Origin of the sequence: Sphingomonas zeicaulis (genome assembly GCF_050433225.1) — a bacterium.
Classification (GTDB): domain Bacteria; phylum Pseudomonadota; class Alphaproteobacteria; order Sphingomonadales; family Sphingomonadaceae; genus Sphingomonas_D; species Sphingomonas_D zeicaulis.
The window spans coordinates 544708-563954 of record NZ_JBNPXQ010000002.1 but is presented as its reverse complement, the minus strand read 5'-3'; the positions used below and the strand labels follow the sequence as shown (position 1 = coordinate 563954).

Sequence of the window (19247 nt, the reverse complement as noted above, 5' to 3'; positions counted from 1 at the left end):
TCACGTCTTAGCCCAAGCGGGCCAACTGTCGAACTATTTCGCAACTGCGAAGAAAGTCCGAACAGGCGTGACGGTTGTGCTGTTCTGATTTTGCGCCCGTTGCTCTATGGCGCGCGCATGTCACAGGAAGCTCTCGCCGCCAATATCGCCCGGATCGCTGACGCGCTCGATCGGATTTCTCCGCCCCCCGCCGCTCAGGCAGATCCGCTCGCAGCGCCAGCCTATCACTGGCAGGCGGGGCTTTTGACGCCGACGCGCGACTTTCGGCCGCTGCCGCTGGCGCTGCTGACGGGCATCGATGCGCAGAAGGACTCGGTGGTCGAGAATGGCCGGCGTCTCGCCGGCGGCCATGCCGCGCATGACGTGCTGCTGTGGGGTGCGCGCGGCACCGGCAAGTCGGCCTTGGTCAAAGCGATGGTTGGTGCGCTGCAAAATGAGGGCGCAGCAATTGCGCTGATCGAGGTCGCGGCCGATGCGCTAGCCTCGCTGCCGCGGCTGTTCGCTCTGATCGCGGAGGCGCCCCGCGCTTTCGCGCTGTTCATCGACGATATCGGCTTCGAGGAAAATGGCGCCGAGGCGCGGACCCTGCGCTCGCTGCTCGAGGGCGGTGCCGAGGCGCGCCCGGCCAACGCGCGGCTCCACGTCACCTCCAACCGCCGCCACATCGTCGCGCGTGACCTTCGCGAGCAGGACAGCCCGATCAACCCGCGCGACGAAGCCGACGACAAGCTCGCGCTCGCCGACCGCTTCGGTCTGTCGATCGGCTTCCACAACGTCAACCAGGACAATTATGTCGCGATGGTCGCCGCCTATGCGCGCAAGTTCGACCTGAGCTTCGACGCCGCCGATGCGATCCGCTGGGCGACCCAGCGCGGCAGCCGCTCGGGTCGAGTGGCGTGGCAATATGTGGTGGAACTCGCAGGGCGGGCAGGCAAGGCGCTGTAGGCGAGGGCGGAAGGTTTCCGTCTCCCCTTCCGGAACGCAGGACCGACGCCAGCCCCCGCTCCCACCGTTCGCCCCAGCGAAGTCGAGGGGTGACTGTAGCGCAGCCGAGAGCCAAGACCCGCTCCGAGTCTGGCCCAAACCCGCCGTCTCGACGGCGCTCGGGAGCGAAGGGGGAATTATCCGAGAGGGACGTTACGGCGGCGACAACGCCTTGCGCACCGCTGCCTTCAACGACCCAGCCTTGCGCATGTCGGCGAACAATATCCCCCATTCGCGCAGGGCGAGCCGGATCGGGTTGGTCTCGTCCTTCCGATGGGCGAGGCCGTAGCGGATCGGCTCATCGAGCCGCGGCGCGAGCGTGCCGAACAGCTGGTCGAACAGGATCAGCACGCCACCATAGTTGCGATCGACATAGCAATCGTTGGAGGCATGGTGCGCGCGGTGGTGGGCCGGCGTGTTGAAGATCCATTCCAGCGGCCCGAGCTTCCCTACGGCCTCTGTGTGCAGGAAAAACTGGTAGCGTAGGTTGAGCGCGACGAGGCCCAGAACCAGCCGCGGGTGGAAGCCTATCGCGACGATGGGCAGATAGAAGGTCCAGCCGAGCGAGAACAGGCTCGTCCAGCCCAGGCGCATCGATGACAGCAAGGTCATCTGCTCGGCCGAATGATGCACGGCATGCGTCGCCCACAGCCAGCGGACACGATGGCTGGCGCGGTGAAACCAGTAATAGGCGAACTCGACCAGCAGGAAGGCCGCGGCCCACGTCCGCCAATCGTCCAGCGGCAGGCGCAAAGGCGTCAATGCCCAGACCGCTGCATAGGCGGCGCCGACCACCACCACCTTGAGCGGCCCGATCGCAAAATTGCCAGCTGCGAGGCCAAGCGTCGTGCGCGCCGTCGGCCAACTATAGCCTTGGCCGCTGCGCAATCGCCACGCCAGTTCGACCACGATCAGCGCAAGTGCGAGGCCGAGAAAAATCGGCGAACCGGCCACACCCGACATGGCGTTATCGATTCCGCGCCGCGGCGAGCGCGCTGCGTGCAGCGTCCGCCTCGGCTTTGGAGAGCACGCCATCGCCATCGGTGTCCGCACGATCGAAGACTGGCGAAGGCGCGGCCACGAATTCGTCGCGGGTAACCTTGCCGTCGCGGTTGGCGTCGGCAGCATCAATCATGCGCTGCAGTCGCTGCGCGGCATCGGGCTTGAACCGGGCAAGGCGGCCGAAATCGCCTTTCTGGACGATACCGTCGCCATTGCGATCGAGCTTGTCGAAGCTCCGCGCTCGGGCGGCGGCAAACTCCTCGCGGGTGATGGTGCCGTCACCATTGGCATCGGCATCGGCGAAATGATCGCCGGCGCCGAAGCGTTGTGCATGGGCCGGCAGGCCACTCGTCGCCGCGGCGAGGGCCGCAACCGTGACGAACGTCGTCCGGTAGCGAAGGGGAATGCGGATGGGCATGGGACCTGAACTCCGGAAATGGGGGGCCCGACCGGCGGGTTGAGGTTCGGGACAGCCGGCCGGGCGATCGATCCGCCGGAGGAGGTGGCGGAGCGAAGGGGTTTCATCGCGTCTCCCCATCAGGGGAGGGTCGGGTGAGGACGGATCAGTAAGCTCGCCCGATGGTACCGCTCGACGAACGGCTGCCGCCGCCCGGGCCGGTGACCGAACGGGCGTAGCTGGCGGTGCCGTCTCCATTGTTGGTGATCGTGCCGCTGCGGCCCCAGCGCGTGCCGTTGTTGGTCACATGGCTCGCGCCGCCGGAGCAGGTACCATTGGCGCAGCTCCGGCCGCGCGACGATTGAATACCGCGACCGCCGCTGCCCTGGTAACCGCGCTGGACCTGAAGCGAACCGGGCTGGCGTGAGACCTGGCGGTAGCGATCATAGCCGCGGCCATTCAGCCCATGCGCGTGGACGCTGCGGAAGCGTTCGCGCGCCTGCGCGGATTCGGGCAGCGCGATGCCGGTGAGGGCGAGGCTGGCGATGGCGACGAGCCCGAGAAGCTTGGACGTCATCTGTTTACTCCACACGTTACGAACGACGGTGGTGCCGTTCGCCGATCCGTCTAGGCCGGAGGGGTAAGCAGGATGCGACACCGGCGCGACGAAGGGTAACGAAAGGTAACGGCGTAGCGCCCGGCGCTTGCCCGCCGTGGCCCCCGAGGAGGATAGGAGGCGGATGGCCGACACCAGCTTCATCGCCCTCGTCGAGGATGATGACGAGATTCGCGATCTCGTCGCCGCACTGCTCAGGCGCGAGGGGTTCGAGGTCGGCCCCTGCCGCACCGCCGAGGAATTCGACCGGCTGCACGCACGCCGCCGCATCGACCTCGCCGTGCTCGACCTGATGCTGCCCGGTGAGGATGGGCTGTCGCTGTGCCGCCGCCTCCGCGCAACCAGCGAAACGCCGGTGCTGATGGTGACCGCGCGCGGGGACGATATCGACCGCATCATCGGGCTGGAGGTCGGTGCCGACGATTATCTGCCCAAACCGTTCAATCCGCGCGAGCTGATCGCGCGCGTCCGCGCGATATTGCGGCGGACGCGCGATCGCCCCCGCGTCCATGCCAGCCTGCCGGTCGAGCGCTATGGCTTCGTCGGCTGGGCGTTCGACGCCGGCGCCCGCCAGCTCACCGACCCGGAGGGCAGCCCGGTGATCCTGACCGGCGGCGAGCATGACCTGCTGCTCTGCTTCGTCCGCCACCCGCAGCGCGTGCTGAACCGCGACCAGTTGCTCGACTGGACGCGCGGCCGCAATGCCGAGCCGTTTGACCGCACGATCGACGTCCAGCTCAGCCGGTTACGCGCCAAGCTGGCGGTGCATGAGAGTGGGCGTGAGCTGATCAAGACGGTGCGTGGCGGCGGCTATGTGCTGGCGGCGCCGGTCGATCAGGGCTGATGCGATGTCGCTCGCAGCCAACCTGACGATGCGGCTAGGCGCGATCATGATCGTCGGCTTCGTGCTGCTGCAATTGGCGATCGTTGCGTCGCTGGGCTATCCCGATGGCGGCGAGGCGGGACGCCCCTACAGCCTCCCCCGCCCCACCCAGCTCGCCGCGATGGTCGAAACGATCGAGGCGCAGCCGCCGGCGCGGCGCGCGAGGATCGTCGAGGCGTTCGATGGCGCATTGTTCACCGCGCGCCTCGCCGACGCCGCGCCGCCACCGCGTCGCGGCGCGTTGGGCGCGGTCCTGCAGGCGCTCGCCGGCAGCTATCGAGCCAATCTCGACCGGCCGGTGCGAATCGACGTCCGCCGCGGGCCGCTCGGCCGCTGGTTCGGCGATCGCAGCGGCCCCGGCCGTCTCCTCGCGCTCGTCCGCGTCACCGTGCCGTTGCGCGATGGCGGCTGGCTGATCGTTGAGGGCCAGCCCTCCGCGGGGATGCGCACCTATCTGCGCCGCCGCTCGCTGCTCGCCACCGTGGGCGGCGTCGTGCTGATCCTCATCCTGCTGCTTGCGGTACGGCAGACGGCGCGGCCGATCAGCCGCGTCGCTGCCGGGGTACGCGGCTTCGCCGCCGGCGGCGATACGCCCGATCTGCCAGTGCAGGGCCCGCGCGACGTGCGCGAACTGGCGCGCGCGTTCAACGAGATGAAGGGCCGCATCGCCGGACTGATGGCCGAACGCACGCGGATGCTGGCGGCTATCGCTCATGATCTGCGCACCTACCTCACCCGCCTGCGCCTCCGCGCCGAATTTATCGACGATGAGGCGCAGCGCGCGCGCGCGATCACCGATATCGGCGAGATGGCGATGCTGGTCGACGACACGCTGCTGTTCGCGGCGCTCGACAGGGAGCGCGGCGGCGGTGCCGACGCCGCCGAACCGATGCGCAGCGCGCCGGTGGACCTGCTCGCCGCGGTGGTGCGGCTGGTCGCAGCGCGGCGCGAGATGGGGCAAACGGTGATGCTGGCGGCACCCGTCGACGCCAAGCTGGTTGTCCGCGCCCCTCCCCTCGCGCTTGACCGCATCTTCGACAATCTCGTCGGCAATGCACTGCGCCACGGAAGCCTTGCCGACGTCCGCATCGAACAGGCCGGCGGCATCGCCCGGCTGATCGTCGCGGACGACGGCCCCGGCGTCCCCCCCGACCAGCTCGACCGCCTCGCCGAACCGTTCCACCGCCTCGATCCCTCGCGGGATCGAGGCAGCGGTGCGGGTGCCGGCCTCGGCCTCGCCATCGTCCGCGCGCTCACCACCCAGATGGGCGGCACCTTACACTTCGGCCGCGCCGCGATCGGCGGGTTGGAGGCGGAGGTGCGGCTGCCGCTCGCCTGACATCCGTCGAACAGCCCTCGACCCGGCGCGCGCTCTGTGGCTCAACGCGGTTCAGAAACAATCAGTAAAGGGTAGCTTTCATGGATCGTCGTCATTTTCTCGCGGCCGGCACCGCCAGCGTCGCGCTGTCGATGGTGCCCGGCCGGGTGTTCGCGCAGCCGGCGACTGGCGATGCCGCGCTCAACGCGCGCTTCGAGGAGATCTTCAATGATGCGGTGAAGCGCTCGCCCGAGATGGCCAGCTCGCTGGGGCTCGACAAGGGCGCCAATGCGAGCCTGAAGGCGAAACTGTCCGACGCCACGGCCGCAGAGCGGATGCGTGAACTCGCCGAGACGAAGAAGGCGATCGCTTCGGTCGAGGCGGTCGATGCCAAGACATTGTCGCCGGCAGCGGCGCTCAACCGCGAGGTCATCCTCTACTCGCTGCGCAACCAGACGACCGCGCCCGAGAAGTTCCAGCTCGATTCGGTGATCCGGCCCTATCGGATCTTCCAGCAGGGCGGCGCCTATTTCTCGATCCCCGACTTCCTCAACACCGCGCACACCATCGCGACGCGGGAGGATAGCGACGCCTATCTCTCGCGGCTGGAAGCGTTCGCCACCGTGCTCGACCAGGACAGCGCGGTGCAGAAGGACGAGGCCGCGCGCGGCTTCCTCGCGCCCGGCTGGTCGATCGACCTGACCCTGAGCCAGATGGCGGCGCTGCGCAGCCAGCCCGCCCCCACCTCCAGCATGGTGAAGTCGCTCGCCGACCGCGCGGCAGCGAAGGGCATCGCGGGCGACTGGGCGGGCAAGGCCGCGTCGATCGTCGAGACCAAGGTCTATCCGGCGCTCGACCGCCAGATTGCGCTCATGAAGGCGCTGCGCCCGACAACCAGGCCGGGGGACGGCGACTGGCGCCTGCCCGATGGCGACGCCATCTATCAGGCGGCAATCCAGCAGGCGACGACCACCGACTTCACCGCCGAGCAGGTCCATCAGATGGGCCTCCAGCAGGTCGCCGAGATCAGCGCCGAGCTGGACAAGATCCTGAAGTCGCAGGGCTTCACCAAGGGCGGCATCGGCGAGCGGCTGGCGGCGCTGAACGTCGACCCGGCGCAGCTCTATCCGGGGACGCCGGAAGGCAAGGCGGCACTGCTCGCCGGGCTCAACGAGGGCGTGAAGGCGATGTACGCCAAGCTGCCGCAGGCGTTTGCGACCTTGCCGACGCAGCCGCTTGAGATCCGCGCGGTGCCGGTGGAGATCCAGGACGGCGCTTCCAACGGCTATTATCACCGCGCCGCGCTGGATGGCTCGCGCCCGGCGATCTATTTCATCAATCTCAAGGATGTCGGCGACTGGCCGAAATATTCGCTGCCTTCGCTGACCTATCACGAAGGCGTGCCGGGCCATCACCTGCAGATCAGCATCGCGCAGGAGTCGAAGGATATCCCGACATTGCGCAAGATCGGCTTCTTCTCGGCCTATTCCGAAGGCTGGGCGCTATATGCGGAGCAGCTTGCCGACGAGTTGAAGGCCTATGCCAACCCGCTGGAACGGGCGGGCTATCTGCAATCCTTCCTGTTTCGCGCGGCGCGGCTGGTGGTCGATACCGGCATCCACACCAAGCGCTGGGACGTCGCGCGCGCGACTGACTATCTCGTCACCACCACCGGCTTCGCCCGCCCCCGCTGCCAGCGCGAGGTGGAACGCTATTGCACGCAGGGTGGCCAGGCGCTGAGCTACAAGATCGGCCACATCGCCTGGACCCGCGCGCGGGCAAAGGCGCAGGCGGCGCTGGGCCAAAAGTTCGACCTGAAGGCATTCCATGAAATCCTGCGCCAGGGCGCGATGCCGCTGACGATGCTGGAAGCGCAGGTCGACGCCTGGATCAAGGCGGCGTGAGATCATGTCCTCCCCGGCGCATCGCGCCGGGGAGGACTATCAAATCACCCCAAAGCTTCCGCCATTTCCGCCAGCTCCAGCCAGCGCATCTCAGCCGCATCCTTGTCGTCGCGGGCCTTGTCGATCGCCTTGGTCAGCGCAGCGAAGCGGTCCGGGTTCTTGGTGTAGAGATCCGGATCGGCCAGCGCCTTCTCGTCGCGGGCGATGGCGGCTTCCAGTTCCTCGATGCGCGCCGGCAACTGGTCGAGGTCGCGCTGGTCCTTGTAGCTCAGCTTGGTCTTCGCCTTGGGAGCGGCAGGCGCATCTGCTTTGGGAGCAGAGGGTCGCTTCGGCTCCTGCTTCGGCGCGCGCTGGCGTTCCCAATCCTCATAGCCGCCGGCGACGATATCGACCTTGCCCGATCCATCGAGGCCCAGGGTCACCGTGACGGTGCGATCAAGGAAGTCGCGGTCGTGGCTGACGATGAGGACGGTGCCGTCATAGTCGGCGATCACCTCCTGCAGCAGGTCCAGCGTCTCCATGTCGAGATCGTTGGTCGGCTCGTCGAGCACCAGCAGGTTGCTGCGCCGCGCGAACTCGCGCGCGAGCAGCACGCGCGAGCGCTCGCCGCCCGACAAGGTGCCGACGCGCGCGTCGGCCATCGACGGCTCGAACAGGAATTCCTTGAGATAGCCGTGGACGTGCTTCTTCTCGCCAAGCACCTCGATCCAGTCGCCACCATCGGCCAGCACGTCGCGCACGCGCTTATCCGGCGCCATCAAGCTGCGCTGCTGGTCGATGATCACGCCATCCAGCGTCTTGGCCAGCTTGATCCGCCCCTCGTCGGGTTCGAGCTCGCCGGTCAGCAGGCGGAGCAAGGTCGTCTTGCCCGCGCCATTGCCGCCGACCACGCCGATGCGGTCGCCCCGCGTCACGCGGAATGTGAAATCCTTGATCACCGCGCGGTCGCCGAAACGCTTGGTGACGCCCTCGGCGTCGATCACCACCTTGGTGCGGACGTCGTCGCTGCCGATGGCGAGCGCGGCGGTGCCCTGCGGCCCGATCATCGAGGCGCGTTGCGCGCGCATTTCCTTGAGCTTGGCGAGGCGCCCCTGGTTGCGCCGGCGGCGGCCGGTGACGCCGCGCTGCAGCCAATGCTCCTCGATCTTGAGCTTGGCGTCGAGCCGCTCGGCGTTGCGCTGTTCTTCCTCGAATACCTTCTCGGTCCACGCCTCGAACCCGCCGAAGCCGATCTCAGCGCGGCGGATGCTGCCGCGGTCCATCCACAACGTCTGGCGGGTCAGGCGGGTGAGGAAGGTGCGGTCGTGGCTGATCGCGACGAACGCGCCGGAGAAACGCTGCAGCCAGCCTTCCAGCCAGTCGATCGCAGCGATGTCGAGATGGTTGGTCGGCTCGTCGAGCAGCAGCACGTCCGGATCCATCGCCAGCGCACGCGCGATCGCCGCACGGCGGCGCTCGCCGCCCGAAGCGGTCGCCGCCTCGCGGGAAAGGTCGATGCCGATCTGGTCGGCGATCGCCTCCACCTCATGCGCCTCGGGCGCGTCCGGCCCGGCGAGCGCATAGTCACGCAATGTCGCGTGGCCCGCGAGCGAGGGTTCCTGCTCCAGCAGGATCACGCGGGTGCCCGGCACGATCGTGCGGCGGCCCTCGTCGCTGTCGATCTTGCCCGCGAGCAGCTTGAGCAAGGTCGACTTGCCCGCGCCGTTGCGCCCGATCAGCGCCAGCCGGTCGCGTTCGCCGACGAAGATATCGAGATGCCGGAAAAGCCAGCCGGATCCCTGCACGATGCCGAGATCCTCATAGGAAAGTATAGGTGCCGCCATGCCCGCGCACATAGGGAGCGCGGGCGCTTTGGTAAACTGCCGGTCAGCGCGGCTTTTCCCACAGAAAGACGCCGTAGCGCATCGCGCCGGTGCGGTAGGCGAGGATGAGCCGCGGCACGCTGAGCGCGAAGACACGGTTCTCGGCGTCGCGCAGCAGCCGGCGATACCAGCGATCGGTCACGAGCTTGCCGAGGAAGCGCCGACCCGAGATCGTCCAGGTCTTCGCAACGCGGCGGCTGATATCCTCATAGCCGAGCGCGACGAAGCCCGCCGCCCGTGCCATCGCCTCATACTCCTCGCGCGTGCCCATCGACGGCAGCCGGCCCTCGCGGCAGATCGGCTCGAGCAAATGCCGTACCTTGCGCGGCGAGGCGCCGGTCTCCGCCAGCCATGCGCAGACAGCGAAGCGGCCGCCGGGCCGAAGCACGCGATGTGCCTCGTTGAAGAAACGCAGCTTGTCGACCATATGCTCGCTGCTCTCGATCGACCAGGCGCGGTCGAACATGGCGTCGGGCAAGTCGTTGGCCAGCCAGTCGCGTACCGTCACCGATACGGCCGGCAGCGCGTGATGGGCGGCATAGCGCGCCTGCTCGGCGGAGAGGGTGAAGCCCTGCACGGTCGCGCCGCGCGTCAGCGCGATCCGCCGCGCGGTGCCGCCATAACCGCAGCCGATATCCGCGCAGGCCATGCCCGGCGCGATGGCGAGCCGGTCCGCCACCATGTCGATCAATGCCTCCACCGCCTGTTCCGGCGTCTCGCGTCCGCTGGTCCACAGCCCGTGATGGACATGCTCGCCCCAGCATTCGCGATAGACGCGATCCAGCTCGTCATAATGGCCGGCGACATGCCCGGCATGCTGGGGCGTGTTGGGCAGGATCACGACGGAAGGATGCGGGAGCCGCCGCGCCATCGCAAGCCGCTATCGCGCCGTGCTGCGGCGCGATATGACTGGCAGGATGTCCCAACCGACCCGCATCCTCATCGCACTTCTCGCCGGCGTCATCCTCGGCATCGTCGGCGCCCGGCTGGGGTGGGAGGCGGCGCTCGATGTCGCCGATCCGGTGGGCGGGGTGTGGCTCGATGCGCTGAGAATGACGATCATCCCGCTGGTCGTCGCGCTGCTCGTCACCGGCATCGGCCGCACTGCCGAGAGCGCGCGGGGCGGCGGGATGGCGCTGAAGGCGGTCGCCTTGTTCCTCGCCCTGCTTTGGACGTCGTCCGCGCTGGGCGCGATCCTCACGCCACTGGCGCTCGACCTGTGGCCCATGCCCGCCGAATCCGCGGCTGCGCTCAAGACGGCGCTGGGCGGGACCACGGTGGATGTTGCGCCGCCGCCGCCGCTCTCGCAATTCCTCCGGTCGATCGTGCCGACCAACCCGATCGCGGCGGCAGCGGAAGACAATTTCCTGCCGCTGATCCTGTTCACCACATTGTTCGCGATCGCCAGCACGATGCTGCCTGCGGACCGAAGGGAGCGCATCATCGGCTTCTTCGATGCGGTTTCGGAAGCGATGTTGGTGATGGTCGGCTGGGTGCTGCTGCTGGCGCCTGTGGGCGTATTCGCGCTGGCCTTCGCGGTCGGCATTCGTGCCGGCAGCGCCGCGATTGGTGCGCTGCTTCATTACATCGTCATCGTCGGTGGCGTCGGCCTTGTCGTCTCGCTGACGGCCTATCCGATCGCCCGCTACGGCGGGCGGGTGCGGTTGGCCCGCTTCGCGCGGGCCGTGCTGCCGGCGCAAGCGGTGGCGCTCAGCACTCAATCCTCGCTCGCCACCCTGCCGCAGATGCTGAAATCGGCGGAACGGGTCGGCGTCAGCGAAACCACCTCTGCCGTAACCCTGCCGCTCGCCGTGGCACTGTTCCGCGCGACGGGGCCGGTGATGAACATCGCCGTCGCCATCTATGTCGCGCACTGGTTCGGGCACGAACTGAGCGTCACCGCGCTGGCCACCGGCGTGGTCGTGGCCGCAATCACCACCATGGGTGCCGTCAGCCTGCCAGGCCAGGTGAGCTTCCTCACCTCGATCGTGCCGATCGCGGCGGCGATGGGCGTGCCGATCGCACCGCTTGCGCTGCTGATCGCCGTGGAAATGCTGCCCGATCTGGTGCGCACGGTTGGCAATGTGACGATGGACGTCGCCGCGACCACGGTGGTCGCGCGACTATCCGGAGAGGCGCAGGGGGCAAATGGAGAGGATGGTGTGGCGCTCCCCTGAGCGTCATGCATCTGTCGCAAGCCACCCTTAAGCGGGGTCGATTTTGGGACGTCGCGTGTGCCATGCCGGGCGCCGCGGACATAAGGGGACGTGTGTATGAGCACTGCGTATTTCGACCTGTCGACGGGCAATTTTTCGCAGGATTGGTCCAATGGGTCGCTGCTCGATGCCAATGACGACTGGTCGCTGGTGCCGAGCATCATGGGCTATCGCGGCGACGAACTGACCGGCGCTACCGGCACCGATCCCCGCACGCTGACCGCCAATGACACTGGCCTCGTCGTCGACGTAAACACCAACCAGACCAACACCAACTTCGCCACCGGCGGGGTCGCCGAGTTTGCGATCGACAACCCCACGATCGCGCTGCAAGGCTCCGGCACAGCCGACGCGCCCTATATCGTGATCCATCTCGACGCGACCGGCCGCGAGAACATCCAGTTCAGCTTCAACGCGCGCGACCTCGATTCATCGAGCGACAACGCCATCCAGCAGATCGCGGTGCAGTATCGCATCAGCGGCACCAGCGCCTGGACCAACCTGCCGGACGGATACATCGCGGACGCGACCACGGCCAATGCCGCGACGCTGGTCACCGCGGTCAATGTGACCTTGCCGGCAGACGCCAACAACGCCGCCACGCTCGAGATCCGGGTGATCACCACCAACGCCGTCGGCAATGACGAGTGGGTCGGCATCGACGACATCCTCGTCACCAGCGATGCGGCCGGCGCCGGCGGCAACCCCGGCATGCTCTCCATCGCCGACCAGAGCGTCGTCGAGGGCGACACCGGCACCACCGCGATCACCTTCACCATCACCCGCGCGGGCGGCAGCACCGGCGCGGTTTCGGCCGACTACACGATCGATCTCGGCACCACCGATGCCGCCGACTTCGTCTCGCCGGTGCTGACCGGCACGATCGACTTCGCCGATGGCGAAACGACGCGGACGATCACCTTGGAAGTGGCCGGCGACGCGGACATCGAGCCCGACGAGACGTTCACCATCACGCTCGGCAACGCCACCGGCGGCGCGACGATCAGCGACGGCATCGCGACCGGCACGATCGAGAATGACGATTTCGCGCCGATCGTTCCCGGCGCGGTGTTCATCAACGAATTCCACTATGACAATGACGGCACCGACGCGAACGAGTTCATCGAAGTCGCGGCGCCGGCGGGCACCGACCTCACCGGTTGGACGATCGTCCTCTACAATGGCGGCAACAGCAGCACCTATGGCTCGCCGATCGCGCTGAGCGGCATCGTTCCCGATCAGGACGATGGCTATGGCGCCATCGCCTTCAATGCCCCCGGCCTGCAGAACGGGTCGCCGGACGGTTTCGCACTGGTCAACGCTTCGGGCCAGGTCGTCCAGTTCCTGTCCTATGAAGGCGTGCTGACCGCGGTCAACGGGCCGGCCGAAGGGCTGACCAGCGTCGATGTCGGCGTCGTCCAGAACGGCAGCGATCCCGCCGGCCTGACCTTGCAACTGACCGGTTCGGGCGCGGTTGCCGACGATTTCGTCTGGGCCGCCCCTTCGGCAGGCACCCCCGGCCAGATCAATGGCGGGCAGGACTTCATCGGTGCGGACCAGCCCGGGCTCATCACCGTGCGTGACGCCAGCGTCACCGAAGGCGATGCCGGCACCGTCAACCTCGTTTTCGAGGTTCGCCGCGCGGGCGGCCTCGGCAGCGAGGCCAGCGTCGACTTCACCGTCGACTATGGCACCGCCGATGCCGACGATCTCGGCGCCGGCGCGGTGCTGACCGGCACCGTCACCTTCGCGGAAGGCTCCAACGTCGCCACCGTCACCATCCCGGTTGCCGGCGACACGGCGGGTGAGGGCAATGAGACGCTGACCATTTCGCTCTCCAACCCGGTCGGCAATATCAGCATCGCCGACGGCACCGCGACCGGCACGATCATCAACGACGATCCCGTCGCGCGCACGATCATGGAGGTGCAGGGCGAGAGCCACGCATCGGCCTATGCCGGCCAGGTCGTGATCACCACCGGCATCGTCACCGCGGTGGCGAGCAACGGCTATTACCTCCAGGACGCGACCGGTGACGGCAATGCCCGCACCTCGGATGGCATCTTCGTCTTCACCGGCACGGCGCCGACCGTCGCGGTCGGCTATCAGGCGACGGTGACGGGCACGGTCAACGGGTTCCTGCCGGGCGCCGGCGGCCTCACTGTCACCCAGATCAACCAGAGCGGCGTCGTGATCGACGTCGACGGGTCTTCGGTGCCGGTGATCCACGCGCTGCCGCAGGCGGTGCTGATCGGCGACGTGCCCGGCGGCATCCTGCCCCCGAGCGAGATCATCGACGATGACGGCTTCACCGTCTTCGATCCCGAGAATGACGGCATCGACTTCTACGAGTCGCTGGAAGGCATGCTCGTCACCATCGACAATCCGCTGGTCACATCGGGCACCAACGGCTTCGGCGAGACGCAGGTCGTCGCCTCGGGCGGGTCGGGCGCGACCGGCGTCAACGATCGCGGCGGCATCACCATCTCGGAGGGCGACTACAACCCCGAGCGCATCCAGATCGACGACGACAGCACGATCTTCGCGGGCTACAATCCGAACTACACGCAGGGCGACCAGCTCAGCTCGGTCACCGGCGTCGTGAATTACAACTTCCAGAGCTATGAAGTGCTCGTCACCCAGGCGGTGACGCTGGAAGTCGATGCCGCCCCGCTGGAGGCCGAAACCACCGACCTCGTCGGCGATTCGGACAATCTGTCGGTCGCGACCTACAACCTCGAAAATCTCGATCCGGGCGACGGCAAGTTCGACCTTCTGGCGGACGACATCGTCTTCAACCTGCGGGCGCCGGACATCATCGCGGTGCAGGAAATCCAGGACGGCGACGGTGCCGGCAGCGGTTCGGACCTGTCCGGCTATGTCACAGCGCAGGGCCTGATCGACGCCATCGCCGAGATCGGCGGCCCCAACTATGTCTATATCGAGGTGACGCCGAGCAGCGCGGGTTCGACCGGCGGCGAGCCGGGCGGCAACATCCGCAACGGCTTCCTCTACAACGCCGATCGCGTCAGCGTGCTCGGCGAGGCGGCGATCCTGACCGATCCTGCCTATGACGGCAGCCGCAAGCCGCTGGTCGTGAACTTCCAGTTCAACGGCGAGACGATCACCGCGATCAACATGCACTCCACGTCACGTCTCGGCAGCGATACGCTGTGGGGCGCGACCCAGCCGCCGGCGGACGCGGGCGATGCCTCGCGCACCGCGCAGGCGCAGGCGGTGCGCGACTATATCGATGCCGGACTGCTGACCGATCCGAATGCCAACTATGCGGTGTTCGGTGACTTCAACGGCTTCACCTACGAGGCCGCGATCGGCACGCTGACCGCGGGCGGCGTGATGACCGACCTCAACACGCTGCTGCCGGAAGAAGAGCGCTACTCCTACGTCTTCGAAGGCAATTCGCAGCAGATCGACCATATCCTCGTGTCCGGCGGCCTGCTGGGCGGCGCGCAATATGACTCGGTCCACATCAATGCCGAGCAGCCCGCCGGGCCGAACCGCCCGACCGACCATGACCCGCAGGTCGCGCTGCTCAACATCCCCGACGCGATCGGGGAGACGATCACCGGCACCGCCGCCGGCGAGACGCTGACCGGCACGATCTACAACGACACGATCTTCGGCCTCGGTGGCGACGACCGGCTCGAAGGCGGCGCGGGCGACGATCTGCTGCTCGGCGGCCTGGGTGCCGACCAGCTCGTCGGCGGCGACGGCATCGACACCGCCAGCTATGCCGCGGCGAGCGAAGCGGTTCGGGCCTCGCTCCTTGCCGGCCGTGGCCTGCTCGGCGAAGCGCTCGGCGATCGCTATACCGCGATTGAAAACCTCATCGGTTCGGCGTTCGACGACACGCTGCTTGGCGACAATGGCGTCAACACGATCCTCGGCGGCGCCGGCAATGACACCGTCTATGGCTATGCCGGTGACGATCGTCTTGTCGGTGAGGCCGGCGACGACACACTGCGCGGCGGCGATGGCGCCGATATTCTCGACGGCGGCGATGGTGCCGACAAGCTGCTGGGCGAGGAAGGCAATGACACGATCACCGGCGGTGCCGGCGCGGACATCGTTTATGGCGGCGGCGGCGATGACGTGGTCGATGGCGGCACCGGGGCCGACACGCTGCGCGGCGGCGACGGCAATGACCGTCTGACCGGTGGCGAAGGCGACGATGTGCTGCTCGGCGAAGCCGGCGACGACATCCTCGTCGGCGGGGCCGGCCGCGACACCTTCCTGGGCGGCACCGGCGCCGACCGCTTCGTTTTCGAGGCCACCTCCGACAGCACGCCGGCGCTGCGTGACGTGATCCGCGATTTCAATCGGGCCGAAGGCGACCTGATCGATCTCAGCGCGATCGACTCCGGCGCGGCCGGTGGCGCCTTCACCTTGGTTTCCGCTTTCACCGGAACTGCGGGCGAGCTGGTCTCCAGCACGATCGGCGGTTTCCAGGAGGTGCGCGGCGATGTGAACGGTGACGGCATCGCCGACTTCGCGATCCTCGTTTCGGTCGCGGACGGCGGCAGCCTGATCACCGCGGACTTCGTGCTTTGATGCGGTGACAACCCGGTTCGACGCCTCGGCGTCGAACCGGTAATGGCATAATCGAGCGGGGTGCGATTCCGGAACGGGATCGCACCCCGCCTTTTTTCTGTAATATCGTTTCACAAGAGACCGTATCGGCATTCGATCATGTCGCCGGTCGACGCGGTTGGACGGTTCGTCGCTTGTCCCCGCGCTTGCCGAACGAGGCGGCGCCTCCGTCGAAGCGCGGATGAAGCCCTGCAGCCGCCAGCGTAGAGCGCCCCCATCAGGCGCCGCGGCGCCGCGTTCAAGGAGGATCAAGATGTTCACGTCCATCCGCCGCGCCTCTTTTGCGGCAATCGCAGCGAGCCTCGTTGCCACCCCCGCCTTCGCTGCTCCGGTCGAAACCGCTTTCGAGCCGCGTACCAGCCAGGTCCAACTGGCTGATCTTGATCTGCGCCGCGATGATGACGTCAAGCGACTGCAAAGCCGCATTCGGGCTGCCGCGACCAACGTCTGCGGGCGCCTTGGCCGGATGAGCCTTTCGCAGTCGGCAAAGGTCCAAAGCTGCCACCGCGACGCCGTGACCACCGCGCGCCGCCACGCCGACGAGATCGTCGTGGCCGTGCGCGCCGGCAAGGACCAGCGCCTCGCGGTACGCGAAAGCCTGCGGGTGATCGCCCGCTGAACCAATCTCAAGACATGGGGTGTTCGTGTGCGCCCCATGGTCGCCGACCCGGTTGGCCCCGCCCGGCGACGTCCCCGCGCCCCCGGTTCCGTTGAGGAACCGGGGGCGTTTTTGCGTTTGGCCGGCCGGCGATGGCGGATCGACGGACAGCATCCGAATCGCGTCATGTCGTTTGTCGATGCGCATTGCGGCAATGACGCTGCCGAAACGATCGCACTCCGGCCGTTCGTCTATCCCCGTAGACCGCCCGTCGCTTTGCCGATCCGCCAGACAGCCTGATCGAAGCTGAACTGATCGGCCCGGCGACCTCGCCTAATCAGGGTTTGCGCGGCGGGGCCGGAAGGAAGTCCCGAGGCTTCTGGCCCCGCCCGCACCGGCCATCCCCCTTCGGCCGGCCCACCAGGTTGAGGAGATTGAAGATGATCGCCCGTTTCACGTCACTCGCGCTTGTCGCAGCCCTGTTCGCCACCGGCGCCACTGCGCCCGCTTTCGCCCAGGCCCCCCGCACCCGGGCGGTTCACACCGGCGATCTCGATCTTTCGACCGAGGCCGGCGTCGCCCAGCTCAACAGCCGCATTCGTCGTGCGAGCGTGCAGGTCTGCGGCGGCTATGCCCATCGCGACCTGTTCGAAGCGAAGCGCGTCGACCGCTGCCGCAAGGAAAGCATCGCCCGCACGACCAGTAGCGTCGAGCGTCTTGTGATGAATGCCCGTTCGGGCCAGCGTCAGGCGATGCTGTCGACCATGGATGTCGAATCCGCGCGCTGACCGCGCCGATGCGCGCAGGCGCGGGCCGCGGCCCCGCATGCCGTGATGATCGAAGAACCCCGGTCCATCCCTTCGGACCGGGGTTCTTTGTTTCAGCGGCCGGCGATCTTCTTGGCGTTCGCCAGATAGGTGCGGCCGATCCGCACCTCCTCGCCATCGACCAGCACCGCATACCAGACGCCCAGCCCGTCATGCCGCAGCCGCTGGATGCGGTTGCGGCGCACGATCGTGGAGCGATGCAGGCGCACGAACATCGCCGGATCGAGCCGCGCCTCAAGCGCGGTGATCGTCTGGTGGAGCAGGAAGCTGCGGTCGCCCAGCGACAACCGCATATAATCCCGCTCGGCATCGATGCGCTGGATGTCTCCGGCGGCGATGCGAACCAGTTCCGACCGGTGCGGCACCCAGAATTCCTGGGCATAATCCGATAGCTCAGCAGGGCGGAGCGGCGTCACCGGGCGCTGCGCCTCGGCGAGTCCGTTGCTGCGGCGCTCGGTAACGCGCGCAACCGCGCGCGACAGCCGGTCCGGCGCGACCGGCTTCAGCAGATAATCGACGGCTGCCAAATCGAAAGCCTCCACTGCAAAACCATCAAAGGCGGTGACGAAGATGATCGCCGGCGCAGGCGCCCCGGCGGATAGCGCGGCCTCGCCCACGCGGCGGGCGACGGTGATGCCGTCGACCTCGGGCATGGCGATATCGAGCAGGATCAGATCGGGCTTGAGCGCCGCGGCGAGGCGCAGTGCGGCGGCACCATCGCTCGCGGTGCCCACCAGCGACAGCGATTTCTCCGCGGCGCACAGCAATTGCAGGCGTTCGATCGCCAGCGGCTCATCATCGACGATCAATGTGGTCAGCATGTTTTCAGCAGCCATTCTTCACCACCGGCAGCTTGAGAACCGCGGCAAAGCCGCCTTCGGGGCGGGCTTCCGCATCGAGCGAGGCGCGATCGCCGAAGCGGGTCGCCAGCCGGTCGCGAACATTGGCAAGGCCGATGCCCGCGCCATGCCCACCGGCGCCGCCCGGGCCGTCATCGATCACCGACAGCACCATCCGATCCTTGTCCTCGCGCGCAGTGATCGCGATCGTCACCGCAGTGCGGGCTCGCGACACGCCATATTTCAGTGCGTTCTCGACCAGCGGCTGGAGGATCAACCCCGGCACGCAGGCGCGCTGCAGGCTTTCGGGAATGTCGATCTCCACGCGCAGCCGATCGGGGAAACGCACCCGTTCGATGTCGAGATAGAGGCGCTGCAGCCGCACCTCCTCCTCCAGCGGCACATCGTCCAGCGGATCGCCGGACAGCGAGGTGCGGTAGAAGGTCGAGAGGTTCATGATCATCGCTTCGGCATCCGCCTTGCGATCGGTCATCACCAGCGACGACAGCGAGTTCAGCGTGTTGAACAGGAAGTGCGGGTTGACCTGGTAGCGCAGCGAGCGGAGCTCCGCCGCCTGCGCCGCCTGCTGGAAGGCGGCGGCACGGCGTTCGGCGGCACGGACCTCACCAGCGTAGGAGATCGCCAGATAGATCGCCGCCCAGGCGATGAGGAAGAAATAGCGTGAGATCGCAAGCTCGGCGACCTCCTTCAGCATCGAGGTCTCGCTGCTCATCGCATGCTCGGCTTCGTCGAACAGCGTCACCGGATCATAGATGTTGAAGATATAATAGTTGAACAGCGCGATCGCGCAGGCGGCCGGCAGCGCCGCGACGAAGGCGGTCGCGATACGCGTGCCCAGCGGTCGATGGTCGACGCGCTTGAGCAGCAGATAGACCACCCAGGTGACCACGATGCCGAAGACGGTGACCACTGCGCGGCGCGCGGCCATTTCGGACTGGCTCGGAAAATCCATCACCGCCGCCCGCGTGGTGACGATGATCACGTAGAACAGCCAGAATCCGAGTATCGAGTAAAGCGCGACTTCCCGGCTCAAAGCCGGCGGCCGCGCGCGGGCGGAAGGTGCGAGCATGGGTCGTTTCTACCGTAACCGATGCTGAAAATCCGTTGCCGCCCATGGCGCAGGTCGAAGGTTCAATGACGTTGGTCGAATGGAGCGCCGCACGGTCCAC

15 protein-coding genes are annotated in these 19247 nt (G+C 67.4%); 8 read left to right on the top strand and 7 right to left on the bottom strand.

What is annotated here, in order from left to right; translation table 11 throughout:
• Positions 1-117: 117 nt before the first annotated feature.
• Positions 118-945 carry an ATP-binding protein gene (locus FHS96_RS11755; RefSeq protein WP_429591174.1) on the top strand — a complete coding sequence of 276 codons (828 nt, stop codon included), beginning with the start codon at positions 118-120 and terminating at the stop codon, positions 943-945.
• A gap of 192 nt (positions 946-1137) precedes the next feature.
• Here the strand turns inward: FHS96_RS11755 and FHS96_RS11750 are convergent, their stop codons facing one another.
• The 3 genes from FHS96_RS11750 to FHS96_RS11740 all read right to left on the bottom strand — a co-directional run bounded on the left by FHS96_RS11750 (position 1138) and on the right by FHS96_RS11740 (position 2960).
• Positions 1138-1947: a sterol desaturase family protein gene (locus FHS96_RS11750; protein ID WP_429591171.1), complete on the bottom strand. Its 810-nt coding sequence runs from the start codon at positions 1945-1947 to the stop codon at positions 1138-1140.
• Between the two features lie 4 nt (positions 1948-1951).
• Positions 1952-2404 carry an EF-hand domain-containing protein gene (locus FHS96_RS11745; protein WP_429591168.1) on the bottom strand — a complete coding sequence of 151 codons (453 nt, stop codon included), beginning with the start codon at positions 2402-2404 and terminating at the stop codon, positions 1952-1954.
• 145 nt (positions 2405-2549) lie between these two features.
• Positions 2550-2960, bottom strand: a complete 411-nt coding sequence (locus FHS96_RS11740; RefSeq protein ID WP_429591165.1) for a hypothetical protein — start codon at positions 2958-2960, stop codon at positions 2550-2552.
• Positions 2961-3123: 163 nt separating this feature from the next.
• Between FHS96_RS11740 and FHS96_RS11735 the strand changes: the two genes are divergently transcribed.
• The 3 genes from FHS96_RS11735 to FHS96_RS11725 all read left to right on the top strand — a co-directional run bounded on the left by FHS96_RS11735 (position 3124) and on the right by FHS96_RS11725 (position 7104).
• Positions 3124-3843, top strand: a complete 720-nt coding sequence (locus FHS96_RS11735; protein WP_429591163.1) for a response regulator — start codon at positions 3124-3126, stop codon at positions 3841-3843.
• 4 nt (positions 3844-3847) lie between these two features.
• Positions 3848-5221 carry an ATP-binding protein gene (locus FHS96_RS11730; RefSeq protein WP_429591160.1) on the top strand — a complete coding sequence of 458 codons (1374 nt, stop codon included), beginning with the start codon at positions 3848-3850 and terminating at the stop codon, positions 5219-5221.
• An 80-nt stretch (positions 5222-5301) separates the two neighbouring features.
• Positions 5302-7104: a DUF885 domain-containing protein gene (locus tag FHS96_RS11725; RefSeq protein ID WP_429591157.1), complete on the top strand. Its 1803-nt coding sequence runs from the start codon at positions 5302-5304 to the stop codon at positions 7102-7104.
• Positions 7105-7148: 44 nt separating this feature from the next.
• Here the strand turns inward: FHS96_RS11725 and FHS96_RS11720 are convergent, their stop codons facing one another.
• Both FHS96_RS11720 and FHS96_RS11715 read right to left on the bottom strand, forming a co-directional pair.
• On the bottom strand, positions 7149-8927 hold the full coding sequence (locus tag FHS96_RS11720) for an ABC-F family ATP-binding cassette domain-containing protein (RefSeq protein WP_429591154.1): 1779 nt from the start codon (positions 8925-8927) through the stop codon (positions 7149-7151).
• Positions 8928-8970: 43 nt separating this feature from the next.
• Positions 8971-9837: a class I SAM-dependent methyltransferase gene (locus tag FHS96_RS11715; RefSeq protein ID WP_429591151.1), complete on the bottom strand. Its 867-nt coding sequence runs from the start codon at positions 9835-9837 to the stop codon at positions 8971-8973.
• Between the two features lie 46 nt (positions 9838-9883).
• Between FHS96_RS11715 and FHS96_RS11710 the strand changes: the two genes are divergently transcribed.
• From FHS96_RS11710 to FHS96_RS11695, 4 genes are all read left to right on the top strand, one after another.
• Positions 9884-11143 carry a dicarboxylate/amino acid:cation symporter gene (locus FHS96_RS11710; RefSeq protein ID WP_429591148.1) on the top strand — a complete coding sequence of 420 codons (1260 nt, stop codon included), beginning with the start codon at positions 9884-9886 and terminating at the stop codon, positions 11141-11143.
• A 96-nt stretch (positions 11144-11239) separates the two neighbouring features.
• Positions 11240-15754, top strand: a complete 4515-nt coding sequence (locus FHS96_RS11705) for a Calx-beta domain-containing protein (protein WP_429591145.1) — start codon at positions 11240-11242, stop codon at positions 15752-15754.
• Between the two features lie 292 nt (positions 15755-16046).
• On the top strand, positions 16047-16412 hold the full coding sequence (locus FHS96_RS11700; RefSeq protein WP_429591142.1) for a UrcA family protein: 366 nt from the start codon (positions 16047-16049) through the stop codon (positions 16410-16412).
• Positions 16413-16831: 419 nt separating this feature from the next.
• Positions 16832-17179: a UrcA family protein gene (locus FHS96_RS11695; RefSeq protein ID WP_429591139.1), complete on the top strand. Its 348-nt coding sequence runs from the start codon at positions 16832-16834 to the stop codon at positions 17177-17179.
• Positions 17180-17271: 92 nt separating this feature from the next.
• Here the strand turns inward: FHS96_RS11695 and FHS96_RS11690 are convergent, their stop codons facing one another.
• Together FHS96_RS11690 and FHS96_RS11685 are read right to left on the bottom strand one after the other, a co-directional pair.
• On the bottom strand, positions 17272-18054 hold the full coding sequence (locus FHS96_RS11690) for a LytR/AlgR family response regulator transcription factor (protein ID WP_429591136.1): 783 nt from the start codon (positions 18052-18054) through the stop codon (positions 17272-17274).
• A complete protein-coding gene (locus FHS96_RS11685; protein ID WP_429591133.1) occupies positions 18044-19147 on the bottom strand; it encodes a sensor histidine kinase in 1104 nt (367 codons plus the stop codon). The genes FHS96_RS11690 and FHS96_RS11685 overlap by 11 nt, the downstream gene beginning before the upstream one ends.
• Positions 19148-19247: the final 100 nt, after the last annotated feature.

Bases quoted from the DNA above. Each gene is read 5' to 3' on its own strand.
- FHS96_RS11685 (WP_429591133.1), bottom strand. From the start codon at position 19,147: ATGCTCGCACCTTCCGCCCGCGCGCGGCCGCCGGCTTTGAGCCGGGAA.
- FHS96_RS11710 (WP_429591148.1), top strand. From the start codon at position 9,884: ATGTCCCAACCGACCCGCATCCTCATCGCACTTCTCGCCGGCGTCATC.
- FHS96_RS11715 (WP_429591151.1), bottom strand. From the start codon at position 9,837: ATGGCGCGGCGGCTCCCGCATCCTTCCGTCGTGATCCTGCCCAACACG.
- FHS96_RS11730 (WP_429591160.1), top strand. From the start codon at position 3,848: ATGTCGCTCGCAGCCAACCTGACGATGCGGCTAGGCGCGATCATGATC.
- FHS96_RS11740 (WP_429591165.1), bottom strand. From the start codon at position 2,960: ATGACGTCCAAGCTTCTCGGGCTCGTCGCCATCGCCAGCCTCGCCCTC.
- FHS96_RS11700 (WP_429591142.1), top strand. From the start codon at position 16,047: ATGTTCACGTCCATCCGCCGCGCCTCTTTTGCGGCAATCGCAGCGAGC.
- FHS96_RS11725 (WP_429591157.1), top strand. From the start codon at position 5,302: ATGGATCGTCGTCATTTTCTCGCGGCCGGCACCGCCAGCGTCGCGCTG.
- FHS96_RS11690 (WP_429591136.1), bottom strand. From the start codon at position 18,054: ATGGCTGCTGAAAACATGCTGACCACATTGATCGTCGATGATGAGCCG.
- FHS96_RS11745 (WP_429591168.1), bottom strand. From the start codon at position 2,404: ATGCCCATCCGCATTCCCCTTCGCTACCGGACGACGTTCGTCACGGTT.
- FHS96_RS11720 (WP_429591154.1), bottom strand. From the start codon at position 8,927: ATGGCGGCACCTATACTTTCCTATGAGGATCTCGGCATCGTGCAGGGA.
- FHS96_RS11705 (WP_429591145.1), top strand. From the start codon at position 11,240: ATGAGCACTGCGTATTTCGACCTGTCGACGGGCAATTTTTCGCAGGAT.
- FHS96_RS11750 (WP_429591171.1), bottom strand. From the start codon at position 1,947: ATGTCGGGTGTGGCCGGTTCGCCGATTTTTCTCGGCCTCGCACTTGCG.
- FHS96_RS11735 (WP_429591163.1), top strand. From the start codon at position 3,124: ATGGCCGACACCAGCTTCATCGCCCTCGTCGAGGATGATGACGAGATT.
- FHS96_RS11695 (WP_429591139.1), top strand. From the start codon at position 16,832: ATGATCGCCCGTTTCACGTCACTCGCGCTTGTCGCAGCCCTGTTCGCC.
- FHS96_RS11755 (WP_429591174.1), top strand. From the start codon at position 118: ATGTCACAGGAAGCTCTCGCCGCCAATATCGCCCGGATCGCTGACGCG.